This is a genomic window from Flavobacterium xueshanense, assembly GCF_900112975.1.
GTDB classification, from domain to species: Bacteria; Bacteroidota; Bacteroidia; order Flavobacteriales; family Flavobacteriaceae; genus Flavobacterium; species Flavobacterium xueshanense.
Genome location: NZ_FONQ01000015.1, coordinates 45,652 through 59,193 on the forward strand (window position 1 = coordinate 45,652; position 13,542 = coordinate 59,193).

Genomic DNA, 13,542 nt, shown 5'->3' on the forward strand with positions numbered 1-13,542 from the left:
AGTATGGCAGTATTTCAATTTGTGGTTTTAGTTCTTTCTACAGAAGTGCTTTTGGGTATATTTTATTATATTATCACGCCAAAATCAATTAGAAAAACTAAAATAATAGATTATAAATCACTTATTAAAGGAATCGTTGAACGAATTTTTTTATTAGTTTCAATGATTAATGATTATCCACATGCGCTGACTTTATTTGGCGCTTTAAAATTGGCTACACGATTAAAAAGAGACGATGAACAAGATAAAGTAAAGCAATCTCTTTACAATGATTTTTATTTGGTGGGGAATTTTATCTCGGTTATGATCGCAATTTTATATGTTTTTCTTTATAATAAATACATTGGATAAAACGATTAATTGCCTCTACTATATCTTTAAATTAATGCCCAATCAAAACTACTTTCTTCGGGTATCAACAAGACGTACGATTTTCCAAATATTATCTTTTTTAATAAGTGTAAAAGCATTCACTCCTTTATAGCTTGATTTTCCATTTACATAAAACTCATAATGTGTCCAGACGTGCGACATACATACATCCATCTACCTAAATGGAGTAACTCAAATTTTTTTCCTGAAACTTTACTGCTGCGGGAATAGAAGCTATCGATTTAAAAAATGCTTCCTGTTTTTCATTAGATAATTTAGAGCCTTTCGCATTCTCTCATTAATGGACTGTAAAATCATTGTTTTAGCACAATGAACCTTTAGTTTCAAAGTATCTTTGGTTAGAAAAGTCTCAAAAAAAAATTAAACACTTTTTAAATTTCTTGATTTTGAGCTTGAGAATTAGCAGCTATGAACAATACAATCACTACAACTATTCTGCGAATAATTACTTTTTTTTGTTAATTGCTACTTCAAAAAACATTACTGTTACATTTTTGAGTTAAAAATATACATTTTATTACCTTTACGATTCTAAAACAACAAATATGTCTGTCGCAAAAAAAGATTATAAAAGGATTACTACAAAATCACTGATTGATATGAAAGCAAATGGAGAGAAAATTTCCATGCTTACTGCATACGATTATACTATGGCAAAAATCGTCGATACCGCTGGAATTGATGTGATTTTAGTGGGCGATTCCGCTTCAAATGTGATGGCCGGTCATGAAACGACTTTACCGATTACATTGGATCAAATGATTTATCACGCTTCCTCTGTTGTGCGAGCAACAGAAAGAGCGTTGGTTGTCGTAGATTTACCTTTTGGAAGCTACCAATCAGACCCTAAAGAGGCCTTACGTTCTGCCATCCGAATCATGAAGGAAAGTGGCGGTCATGCTGTAAAACTGGAAGGTGGTAAAGAAATAAAAGATTCTATCAAGAAAATACTAAACGCAGGAATTCCGGTTATGGGACATTTAGGTTTAACGCCACAGTCTATTTATAAATTTGGAACCTACACCGTTCGTGCTAAAGAAGAAGAAGAAGCGCATAAACTAATAGAAGACGCTAAATTGCTGGAAAGATTAGGTTGTTTTGCGTTAGTATTAGAAAAAATTCCTGCTCATTTAGCCGAAAAAGTGGCTCAAAGTATTTCGATTCCGGTAATTGGGATTGGTGCTGGTGGCGGTGTTGACGGACAAGTTTTAGTGATTCACGACATGTTAGGAATGAACAATGAATTTAGCCCGCGTTTCTTGAGAAGATACATGAATTTATACGACGAAATGACAACAGCAATCGGTCAATATGTTGCCGATGTGAAATCAAGCGATTTTCCTAATTCAAGTGAACAATATTAAGCCCCCTAACCCCCTAAAGGGGAACTGATAATGAAAATAATATCCAATAAAAATAACCTTCAAGTTCTTCACGAAGACAACCACCTTATTGTGGTCAATAAGCGTGTAGGCGATATTGTACAAGGTGATAAAACCGGTGATAAACCATTATCCGATGTGGTTAAAGAATACATCAAAGACAAATACAACAAACCTGGAGAAGTTTTTCTGGGTGTGGTACATCGTTTGGACCGACCGACAACTGGAATAGTTGTTTTTGCCCGAACCAGTAAAGCATTGACAAGAATGAATGAGTTGTTCAGCAATCGTGAAACTCAAAAAACGTATTGGTGTATTATCAAGAATAAACCATCAAATTCCGAGGATAAATTGATTCATTTCCTTAAAAGAAACGAAAAAAACAACACTTCAAAAGCGCATTTAAAAGAAGTTCCAGACAGTAAATTAGCCAGTTTAGATTACAAAATCATTAAAGAACTCAACAATTATTTTGCTTTAGAAATCAATCTTCATACCGGAAGACACCATCAAATCAGGGCACAGCTTTCGGCTATTGGTTCACCAATAAAAGGCGATTTGAAATATGGTTTTGACCGAAGCAATCCTGATGGAGGAATTCATTTGCACGCCAGAAAATTAGTTTTTGTACATCCTGTTACCAAAGAAAATATAGAAATCATCGCACCAACTCCAGATGATGTGATTTGGAATGCAGTCTGATACTTTCCTGTTTTTAAATAAAACGATAATAAAAACGATACTTAACCGACCTACATCGTTTAAAATAGGAATATAATCCTGTTTTTTTTATTCTTTAGGTTAGTTAGAAAGTTGGAATAAAATAATAATTATGTAATTTTAATTTAAAATAATCTTATGAATTACAAAACCGATATAAAATCCCGAAAAGAATCTCTTAAAAAATTATTGCACGTCATCACACAAAATGAACAGGCGATAATTTTGGCTTTATACAATGATTTTAAAAAACCTGCTTTTGAAGCCGTTTTAACAGAAACTAATTATGTGATTAGTGACTTGAAAGAAACCATAAAAAACATCGATTCTTGGGCTAAGCCAAAAAAAGTTATGGCTTCATTTTTAAATTTCCCTTCCTCAGATTATATATATAGTGAACCTTTTGGAAATGTTTTGATTCTTTCCCCATGGAACTATCCTTTTCAATTGGCTTTGTGTCCGCTTATTGCTGCTGTTGCTGCTGGAAATAAAGTAACCTTAAAACCATCTGAACTGACTCCAAATACTTCGAATATTATCGCGAAAATTATAAGCGAAACTTTTGCTGTCAAAGATGTGGTAGTAATTACGGGAGATGCCACTGTAGCGGCAAATTTATTGAGCAAACGTTGGGATTACATTTTTTTTACCGGAAGTGTTGCTGTTGGAAAAATAGTGGCGAAGGCTGCTGCCGAAAACCTAACGCCGGTAACATTGGAATTGGGCGGAAAAAGTCCTTGTATTGTTGACGAAACGGCAAATTTAGAATTAAGTGCCAAACGCATTGTTTGGGGAAAAATAATAAATGCTGGACAAACGTGTGTGGCTCCTGATTATATTTTACTACACCATAAAATAAAAGCTATTTTCGTAAAATTACTGATTGAGGAAATCGAAAAAGCACTTGGAACAAATCCTGAAGAATCTCCGGATTTTGCCAGAATCATCAACCTAAAAAACTGGCAGCGTCAGTTGAGTTTACTCGAAAATCAGAAAATACTTTTTGGAGGACAGTCGAACAGAGATTCGTTATATCTTGCTCCTACTTTACTAGACGAACCAAAAATAGATAGTTTAGTGATGACAGAAGAAATTTTTGGTCCAATACTTCCTATACTTTCTTATGAATCGAAAGCCGATATGCATAAAATAATTTCAAGCTTCGAAAAACCATTATCGCTTTATTTATTTTCCCAAAACAAATTGTTTATCGATGAGGTCTTGCAAAAATATTCTTTTGGTGGCGGTTGCATCAATGATACGGTAATTCATTTGGCGAACAATCGCCTGCCTTTTGGCGGAGTTGGAAATTCCGGAATGGGAGCGTATCACGGAAAATTAAGTTTTGATATTTTTTCGCATAAAAAAGCAATTGTAAAAAGAGGAACATGGCTTGATATACCAATTCGTTATGCACCCTATAAAAACAAATTAAAAACCATTCAAAAAGTACTAAAATGGTTGTAACCAATGAAAAATCAGTAAGCGAGGCCATAAAATACAGACGCTCCGTTCGGATTTTTAAAAATGAAGCTATTGATTCTGAAAAAGTAAAGCAATGTATTCAATTAGCGACTCTGGCACCCACAAGCAGTAATATGCAGCTATGGGAATTTTATCACGTTGTATCTCCAGAAATTTTACAAAAAATAGCCAAAGCCAGTTTTGACCAGAATGCTGCAAAAACTGCACAACAATTGGTCGTTGTTGTAGCGAGGAAAGATTTGTGGCACAAAAGAGTGCAATCGAACATCGATTATTTAAAAAATCAATTTGGCGAAAAACCGGAAGAAGCGTATTCAAAAAGAGAAAAATTTGCTTTGAATTATTACCAAAAAATTATTCCAACACTGTATTTTGATTTTTTAGGAATTATCGGAATGCTAAAATTCCTTGTTTTTCAAGTCATTGGAATATTCAAACCTATTTACAGACAGGCTCGACAAAGCGATATGCGAATTGTTACCCACAAAAGTGCGGGACTTGCCGCTCAGAATTTTATGATCAGCATGGCAGCCATAAATTACGATACGTGTCCAATGGAGGGTTTTGATTCTCTGAGAATTAAAAAAATATTACATTTGCCCGCTTCCGCAGAAATCAATATGATTTTAGGCTGTGGAATTCGAGACGAAAATGGTGTTTATGGAGAACGATTCCGAATCCCTTTTGAAGAAACCTATTTTAAAATATAATCAACCAATTTACAAATCAAATGAATAAAACTACACAATACCGTATTGAAGAAATAAATAAAAATGGTTACGCCCTAGATTTTGGAGATGTTTTCAACCACGCTTTCGAGAATTACAAAAAAATTGCACTTTATGGCGGTTTAATCATTTTTGTCTTTTTTGTTCTGCTTAGTCTTTTGGCATTTGGAATACTGATCGCAATTTTTGGAGCTCCCGCAGTTGTAGATTTTTTAAAACCGGAAAATTTACAGCCAGAAAATATCAGTATTACTACTTTATTAATTATCGCTGGAGCATCAGCCTTGACTTCCTGTTTATTAAGTCCATTTCCGGCAGGACTGATAAAAATGGCGTATTGTGCAGAAAGAGACGAAGAATTTCATGTCTCTACAATGTTTGAGTTTTATAAAGCTCCTTATTTCAAGGAACTTTTTGTAGCAACATTTCTCGTTTCTCTTACAAGTTCTATAATTTCCACAATAATAAATTACGCCGAAATACCTGCACTTGGTTTCGTTGTTACCGTGACAGTATCGTTATTCACCATCTTAATGATTCCACTTATCATTTTTGGAAAATTGAAAGCCGTAGAAGCTATACAAACCAGCATCCTTATAGTTTCTAAGCAACCATTGGTCTTACTCGGATTAATTATTATTGGATCTATTGCAACATTGGTAGGTTTTATAGGCTGCTGTATTGGAATCTTTTTTACTCTTCCTTTTATTTATTCCTTATACTACGCTATTTACAGTGAGATAATTGGTTTTGAAACTGAAGATGAATCTGAAGATAAAAACTAAAAAATAAAATTTACTTTAAGAATAAAAACCAAGGCAGAAATACTAATTTGTTTTGGTTTTTATTTAATTTTATTTCCTACATTCACAACCAAAGAAGATAGAAACCCAAATATACTCTTCACAAATCTGATAAAAATTTAACTATGGTGTTGTACTGTAGCCTACTGACTATTTTTAACTCAAAATTTATTTTATTTTGGGTCATTAATCCTATGATAAATAAACAATTATCTTATGTTATAATTCCTATTTTAATTATTTTTTTAATTTACAAAATTCGTAAAATAAGAACCGGATTAAAAAGTAATTTATTAGAAAGAAGCTTCAAGGCAATTATACAAAAAAGAGAATATCAAATCTATCTTTTGTTTTTAGGAATTATACTTATTATCATAGAAATCACTTATCAAATTTTAAAAGTAAGGCCACAAAGCTTATTAATAATAAACTGCACCATCGGGGTATTTTTAATGGCAATGTATTTTATTAGTACTAAGTCATCGATAGTTTTTAGAAATATCAAACAAATTTTTATTATATTTTATTTAGTCTATTTTAGCTCTATTTCTCGTAATATAATTATTTCTCCTAGTGATAATGTACCAATTGTAGCTTATGTAATAGCCTTTTTCTTTTCTTATAGCGTTCTAAAACCTGCTAAACTGTATTGGGGTTTTGTTGTAGCAGTTTTTATTTATTTTGGAATTATTTTTATTTTTGATTTAGTGCCATTAAAAACAATCTTGGCGCTATTAATTAGTGCTTCAATAATTCTAATCATAAATTACATGCACTACATTTTATGGTTAAATAGTAATGATGAAATTCGTTTCAACAATCAAATCATTAACAAAGGGAATTCACTGATTTTAGCGATAAACAGAAAAGGTGAAATTGTATTTTGCAGTGAAAATGTAGAATCGATTTTAGGATATACTGTAGATGAAATCATGGGATTAGGCTATTGGAAAGTCACGGAAGACAAAGCGTTTTTAAGTGAAGATTACCAAACCAAATTTAAGGATGACAGTATCTTTATCCGTAAACTCAAATGTCAAAATGGAGATTACAAACATATCCAATGGAACCATAAAAAATTTTCGGACAACTTAATTATCGGTATTGGGCAAGATGTAACTAATGAAATTCAAATAGAAAATCAGTATAAGAATTTAATTGAAAATGCTATTGATCTCATTTTTGAAGTTGATAATGACGGTAATTTTATATTTGTAAATGACTTCACCATCAAATCATTGGGTTACGAGAGTGGCGAAATCATAAATCGAAATTATTCGGAATTTATTCGGAAAGATTACATTACCAGTATCATAGATTTTTATCAAAATTTATTTGAACATGAAAATTATTTTCCAACTATTGAGTTCCCGTTAATAAAAAAGAACGGAGAAGAATTATGGGTTTCACATAAAGTGATTATCCGAAGAAATGATCTTGGAAAAGTAGTTGCCTACTCCGGAATTGCCCGAGATATCACTAAATTTAAAGATATTGAGGCTGAAAATAAAATACGTCAGGAAAAAGTAGAAGAATACAACCAAACGATTAAAAAATTAGCAACTACCAACTTTAGCAACTACAAAAATTTGGATGTCAGCGTGATGCAAATCATTGAATCTGCAGCAAAAGTTTCTAAGTGCAATCGCGTCAGCTATTGGAAATATACCGAAGATAGAATCACATGCGAAAACTTATATGATTTAGACACAAATTCGTACAGCAAAGGTGTTGTTTTAGAAAAAGAAAAATATCCAATTTATTTTAAATCGATAAAAAGTAAAACACAAATAAGTGCTCCAGACGTTTTTAACAAATGGGAAATATCTGAATTCATACATGATTATTTCTTGAAATTTGACATCAAATCACAACTTGATATTCCTATTTTCATCAATGGAGAATTAACCGGAACGATAAGCTTTGAAACTGCAAGAACGCAAAGAAATTGGGATAACGACGATATTATTTTTGCTCGAACAATTTCGGATATTATATCGCTGACTATAATTTCGCACAGTCGCTATGCAACAGAAAAAAAATTAGAATACAAGAGTGAACTTTTATCCGCAATGGCACTTTGCACGGAGAAATTTTTGAACAGTAATGACATAAACGATATTTTCTCGGATGTCCTTATTATTATGGGAAAGGCAACAGAATCCCACAGAGCGTACTATTATGAAAATGATGGAAGCACCGGGTTAATAAGCCAAAAATACCGATGGTTAATCAATAATAGTAAATTAACAGCAAATAATATTAGCCTTCAAAATCTGCGTCATGATTTTTTTGAAGAGCTATTGACGCCGCTTTTAAATAACAAAATTTATAAAGCAATTGTTCCAAAAATTGAAAATCGATCTCTTAGAAACAAATTAAATAATGTGGATGTGGTTTCAATTATCCTTATTCCAATTTTCGTTAAAAACAAATTTCATGGCTTTTTAGGATTTGATGACACCCAAAATGAACGAAAATGGTCAGAAGATGAATTGAATATTTTACAAACATTAGCGAGTAATATTGCTTCTTCCATTGAGCGTATTACTAATGAGACCGCTATTTATGAAAGCGAAGAAAAATTCAGATTATTAGCTAATAATATTCCGGGAACCGTTTATTTATCTAATTATGATGAAAATAATACTAAAATTTACATCAATGATGAAGTTGAAAAACTTACTGGTTATCCAAAAGAAGATTTCCTGAATAACCATTTGTCATTCATTGATTTAATTCATCCGGAAGATAAATTACGAACAATTAATGCTCAAAAAAATGCAATAGAGAGTACAATTCCCATTCATTTAACGTACCGAATTATTCACAAAGACAATCGTACGGTATGGGTAGAAGAATTTGGAGATACCATTTACAAAGACGGAAAAATTGCTTTTATTGAAGGTATTTTCATTAATATTACGGAGAGAAAACAAGCCGAAAACGTAGTTCAGGAAAAGGAATTAGCTGAAGCTGCCAACAAAGCAAAATCGGAATTTCTGGCAAACATGAGTCACGAAATCAGAACACCATTAAATGGAATAATTGGTTTTACTGATTTGTTAATGAATACAAATCTTGGTAAAACCCAAGAAAAATACATGACTACGATAAATCAGTCAGCTAAATCATTATTAGATATTATAAATGACATACTTGATTTTTCTAAAATAGAAGCTGGAAAATTAGAACTGTATTTGGAAAAAAATGATGTCCAGGAAATTTTGAGCCAAATTATTGATTTGATATTATATGAATCAAATCAAAAGAATTTGAAGTTAGAATTGAATATTGCGTCAGATGTGCCTAAATATTTTTGGACAGACAGCGTACGTTTAAAACAAATTTTATTAAATCTTTTATCAAATGCAGTGAAATTTACTGAAAAAGGTTCCATAAAATTAAATGTTTCAGTTGCTGAAAAAACAAATGATTCAAGAGCTAAAATACTTTTTTCTGTTATTGATACTGGTGTTGGAATACAAGAGGAGAACAAAAGAAAAATTTTTAAAGCCTTTTCTCAGGAAGATAACTCAACTACAAGAAAATTTGGAGGAACTGGACTAGGTCTTACTATCTCGAACCAATTATTAGGTTTAATGAATAGTCACTTGCAATTAGAAAGCACAGTTCAATTTGGTAGTGCCTTTTATTTTTATTTAGATTTAGAAATCAGTAATCTGGTGTCAGATACGGTAAAGGAAATTATTATTCCAGGTGCTAATAAAAAGATAGCACTTAAAAATTATCAAAAAATTAAAATAATGCTTGTTGAGGACAATAAAGTTAACATGTTATTACTTAAAACTATCATTAAAAACTTATTTGCAAATGTGACAATTTATGAAATTCCAAATGGAAAAGTGGCTGTTGATCAATTTGAAACGATTCATCCGGATATTATCTTCATGGATATCCAAATGCCCATCATGAATGGCTATGAAGCAACAGAAATCATACGGAATTTAAAATCTGGACAAAATGTACCTATTATCGCTGTAACTGCGGGTACGGAAAAAGAAGAAAAAGAAAAATGTCTTGAAGCGGGAATGAATGATTATATTGCAAAACCTATAATAAAAGGAATAATTGAAGAAACATTTTTAAAATGGGTACACTAACGTATTTAAAAAGGATTACTTATCGTTTTAAAAAATGTAATTTTATAAAATTAAAGATAATTAACAACTAAAATAGCAAAACATGAAATGGAGTGGCAGGCGTTCAAGTGAAAATTTTGAAGACCGAAGAGGAATGTCCTCTGGAGGAAAAACAATTGTTGGAGGTGGAATTATAGGAATTATTATCTTGCTATTAAACACCTTTGGTGGAGAAAATGTCCAAATGCTTACCCCTATTTTGGAACAAATGAATCAAGGAAACGGCGCTCCTACCGAACAAAGAGCCTTAACCGCGACCGAAAAAGAAGAAGGCAAATTCATAGAATCCATATTAGTAGATACGGAGGATGTTTGGGGTAAAATATTTCAGGAAAATAACATGCAATATGAAAGACCAAAATTAATATTGTTCTCCCAAACTGCAGAAACTGAGTGCGGAAATGCCACATCAGCTTCAGGACCTTTCTACTGTCCGGCTGACGAAAAAGTTTATATGGATTTAACTTTTTTTGATGAGTTGAAAACAAGATTTGGAGCTCAAGGTGGCGATTTTGCAACAGCGTATGTAATTGCTCATGAAATTGGTCATCACGTGCAAACCTTACTTGGAACTTCTGCCAAAATGAGACAAATGCAAGAAGGAAAAAGTCAGGCTGAAGCCAATAAATTATCAGTGGCTTTAGAACTGCAAGCTGATTTTTATGCAGGAGTTTGGACGCATTACAACCAAAAAATGAACAATTTCTTGGAAGAAGGCGATATAGAAGAAGCATTAAGTGCAGCTCACGCCGTTGGTGATGACGCAATTCAAGCTAAAATACAAGGACATATTGTTCCGGAATCCTTTACACACGGAACTTCCGCACAACGTAAAGCTTGGTTTATGAAAGGGTATAAATCAGGAGACATCAATCAAGGCGATACTTTTGCAGAAATAAGATAAATTACAAATCAATTAGAATTTAAAAATCGGGATATATTCCCGATTTTTTTTGTGTTTACATTTAAACAAATCGAGGCAATCAAAAACACATCGGAAAATTAACTGTACCTTTGCGCCCAATTAAAAAAGTAACCTAAACAATAGTGTTTACTTTATAAACACCATTTATGTCATTTAACTCATTAGGCTTATCTGATGCTTTACTTAAAGCCATCAGCAAAAAAGGATATACAACTCCTTCTCCAATACAACAAAAAGCAATTCCCCCAATATTAGAAGGTAAAGATGTATTAGCATCTGCACAAACAGGAACAGGAAAAACGGCCGGTTTTACACTACCTATTTTACAACTGTTATCGCAGGGTCAGCACTTAAGACAAAGACCCATTCGAGCTTTAATATTAACTCCAACCAGAGAATTAGCAGCACAAATATTGGCCAATATCAAAGAATACAGTGAATTTTTAGACTTAAAAAGCACCGTTATTTTTGGAGGTGTAAACCAAAATCCACAAGTAACACAACTGCGTCAGGGTGTCGATATTTTAGTCGCCACACCAGGTCGATTAATCGATTTGCAAAACCAAGGTTTAATATCACTTGCCAAAGTTGAAATTTTAGTTTTAGATGAAGCGGACCGTATGCTTGACATGGGTTTCGTACGAGACATCGAGCGCATTATAAAAGTATTACCTTCAAAAAGGCAAAACTTGATGTTTTCGGCAACCTTCTCAACAGACATCAAGAAATTGGCAATGGGCATTTTGCACCATCCCGTCCATGTAGAAGCTACACCAGAAAACACAACCGTGGATGCTATTACTCAAATAGTGTATCCTGTTGCAAAAGAGAAAAAAACCGAATTAATAATTAAATTGATTACGGAAGGGAACTGGAAACAAATTTTGGTTTTTACCCGCACCAAACAAGGCGCCAATAAACTGACGGAAAGCATGATTAGTTCCGGAATCAAAGCAGCAGCTATTCACGGAAATAAAGGTCAGGGCGCACGAACCAAGGCCTTGGCGGGTTTCAAAGACGGAAGCCTGACCGCTTTAGTCGCTACGGATATTGCCGCGCGAGGTTTAGACATCCCGTTATTACCACATGTAGTAAATTTTGAATTGCCTAACATTCCTGAAGATTACGTTCACCGAATTGGTCGTACAGGAAGAGCCGGAGCCAACGGAGAAGCTATTTCGTTATTTAGTCCGGACGAAACGGTCTTTTTACGCGATATAGAAAAATTAGTTGGCTTGAAACTGCCGGTTCAAAATATCAAAGGTTTCGAGCCAGATCCTAACGCTTCAAAAGAACCAATCAAACAAGGACAAGGAAGACAACAACGCGATTCAACTCCGCGAAAACCAAAAACAGATACTACAAACCGTAGCAGCAATAATAGTTTTGGTCCAAGACGCCCGAGTCAAAATAATGACCGACGTTCTAATAGATAATAGTTAAGAAAATACATTTTTTATTTTTAGGAGCAGAATAATTCCGTTTTTTAAGTGCGTATTTCCCGCTATACATTACAATCCTTGTTAGGGCTGAACACCAGCCCTAACAAGGATTTTCATTTCTATCGGGGCTATGTAGAGCGTTTTTACTTTCAAAATATCATTTTGCAAATTTCTCCCACAAATGTAAAATAGCCAAATGATTTGTAAGAAAAAATCAATATATTTGAGATGAAATATGACTTTTTTCAAGGAAGCCTGTCCTAAGTTGGGTGGCTTTTTATGATTTTGTTAGAGGCATTAATTATAGTTATTGTGTTAAAGAACCTGCTTAGATAAACATTATCATCAAATACACTTTATTTTTTTGGCACAGTCTTTACTTTTAGTCTTTTCCCCTCCTTCAGACTATTATTAAGCATCCACTCTATCTGACCATTGACACTACGAAATTCATCAGCAGCCCATTTTTCAATAGCCTTCATTGTTTCTGAATCAATTCTTAACGCAAATGGCTTTTTCTCGGACATATTGTTACTGATTTAAGGTCCCGGTATTTATCACAGGTTTTGTTTCACTATCTCCACACAGGACCACTATTAAATTACTCACCATTGCCGCTTTTCTATCTTCATCAAATTCAATAATCTGTTTATCCGCCAACAGCTTTAAGGCACTTTCAACCATTCCGACTGCGCCTTCAACAATTTTATGACGGGCTGCAACAACAGCAGACGCTTGTTGTCTCCTTAACATTGAATGTGCAATTTCAGGCGCATAAGCCAAATATCCTATTCGTGACTCCACAACTTCTATTCCGGCCATTTCTAATCGCTCAGTTACCTCACGCTCAAGGGCCTTATTTACATCATCAAAATTAGTGCTTAATGTTACCGTGGCTCTCTCATCTTCAAAATGGTCGTACGGAAAAGAACCCGCAAGCTTTCTAACCGCTGAATCGGTTTGAATTCTTATAAAATCTTCATAATTATCAACTTCAAAAATAGACTTAAATGTGTCTTCGACTTTCCACACTAAGATAACGCTTATTATAATCGGGTTTCCCATTTTATCGTTTACCTTTATTTTCTCACTCTCAAAATTTCTAGCACGTAAAGACAAGCTAGTTGTATTATACAAGGGATTTATCCAAAACAATCCGTTTAACTTTACACTTCCTTTATATTCACCAAATAATAACAATACTTTTGAATTATTAGGCCTAATAACAATCAAACCCTTTAATAAAAGAATAAATATTGGCAGCAATACAATACTCAATAAATTGTTGTTTGAGGTAAATCCAAAAACTATTAGTGCAGCAGTTATCAATAGGATGACAAAGGCGAGATAGCCGTTGAACGGCGTAATAATTTTTTCTGTTTTCATAATTAGTAATATTTAAATGATATCATATTGATATCACAAACTTAAACAATAATTATATTCAAAAACAAATATTTTACAATAATTTGTCACTTGAATATCCGACATTAATAAAAAG

The 13,542-nt window shown here is 33.2% G+C and carries 11 protein-coding genes; 9 read left to right on the forward strand and 2 right to left on the reverse strand.

Features of this window, described 5'->3' with window-relative positions; all coding sequences use genetic code 11:
• The first annotated feature begins 3 nt into the window (after nucleotides 1–3).
• The 9 genes from BMZ76_RS12855 (at nucleotide 4) to BMZ76_RS12900 (ending at nucleotide 12,035) form a co-directional block, all read left to right on the forward strand.
• Nucleotides 4–351 carry a hypothetical protein gene (locus tag BMZ76_RS12855; RefSeq protein WP_091207369.1) on the forward strand — a complete coding sequence of 116 codons (348 nt, stop codon included), beginning with the start codon at nucleotides 4–6 and terminating at the stop codon, nucleotides 349–351.
• Nucleotides 352–938: 587 nt separating this feature from the next.
• The gene (gene panB, locus BMZ76_RS12865; protein ID WP_091207370.1) at nucleotides 939–1,757 is read left to right on the forward strand and encodes a 3-methyl-2-oxobutanoate hydroxymethyltransferase; all 819 of its coding nucleotides are present in this window, start codon (nucleotides 939–941) and stop codon (nucleotides 1,755–1,757) included.
• A 30-nt stretch (nucleotides 1,758–1,787) separates the two neighbouring features.
• The gene (locus tag BMZ76_RS12870; RefSeq protein ID WP_167547465.1) at nucleotides 1,788–2,477 is read left to right on the forward strand and encodes an RluA family pseudouridine synthase; all 690 of its coding nucleotides are present in this window, start codon (nucleotides 1,788–1,790) and stop codon (nucleotides 2,475–2,477) included.
• 156 nt (nucleotides 2,478–2,633) lie between these two features.
• On the forward strand, nucleotides 2,634–3,962 hold the full coding sequence (locus BMZ76_RS12875) for an aldehyde dehydrogenase (protein ID WP_091207372.1): 1,329 nt from the start codon (nucleotides 2,634–2,636) through the stop codon (nucleotides 3,960–3,962).
• The gene (locus tag BMZ76_RS12880) at nucleotides 3,953–4,690 is read left to right on the forward strand and encodes a nitroreductase family protein (protein ID WP_091207373.1); all 738 of its coding nucleotides are present in this window, start codon (nucleotides 3,953–3,955) and stop codon (nucleotides 4,688–4,690) included. Before BMZ76_RS12875 ends, BMZ76_RS12880 begins: the two co-directional genes overlap by 10 nt.
• A gap of 20 nt (nucleotides 4,691–4,710) precedes the next feature.
• On the forward strand, nucleotides 4,711–5,493 hold the full coding sequence (locus BMZ76_RS12885; protein ID WP_091207374.1) for a DUF2189 domain-containing protein: 783 nt from the start codon (nucleotides 4,711–4,713) through the stop codon (nucleotides 5,491–5,493).
• Nucleotides 5,494–5,705: 212 nt separating this feature from the next.
• A complete protein-coding gene (locus BMZ76_RS12890) occupies nucleotides 5,706–9,635 on the forward strand; it encodes a PAS domain S-box protein (protein ID WP_167547466.1) in 3,930 nt (1,309 codons plus the stop codon).
• An 82-nt stretch (nucleotides 9,636–9,717) separates the two neighbouring features.
• Nucleotides 9,718–10,578 (forward strand): KPN_02809 family neutral zinc metallopeptidase, encoded by an 861-nt coding sequence (ypfJ, locus tag BMZ76_RS12895; RefSeq protein WP_091207401.1) that lies wholly within the window; start codon nucleotides 9,718–9,720, stop codon nucleotides 10,576–10,578.
• 167 nt (nucleotides 10,579–10,745) lie between these two features.
• The gene (locus BMZ76_RS12900; protein WP_091207407.1) at nucleotides 10,746–12,035 is read left to right on the forward strand and encodes a DEAD/DEAH box helicase; all 1,290 of its coding nucleotides are present in this window, start codon (nucleotides 10,746–10,748) and stop codon (nucleotides 12,033–12,035) included.
• A gap of 362 nt (nucleotides 12,036–12,397) precedes the next feature.
• Here the strand turns inward: BMZ76_RS12900 and BMZ76_RS12905 are convergent, their stop codons facing one another.
• Nucleotides 12,398–12,568 carry a type II toxin-antitoxin system antitoxin gene (locus BMZ76_RS12905; protein ID WP_091207412.1) on the reverse strand — a complete coding sequence of 57 codons (171 nt, stop codon included), beginning with the start codon at nucleotides 12,566–12,568 and terminating at the stop codon, nucleotides 12,398–12,400.
• A 4-nt stretch (nucleotides 12,569–12,572) separates the two neighbouring features.
• Entirely contained in the window at nucleotides 12,573–13,427 is an 855-nt protein-coding gene (locus tag BMZ76_RS12910) for an SPFH domain-containing protein (protein WP_091207417.1), read from the reverse strand.
• Nucleotides 13,428–13,542 lie beyond the last annotated feature (115 nt).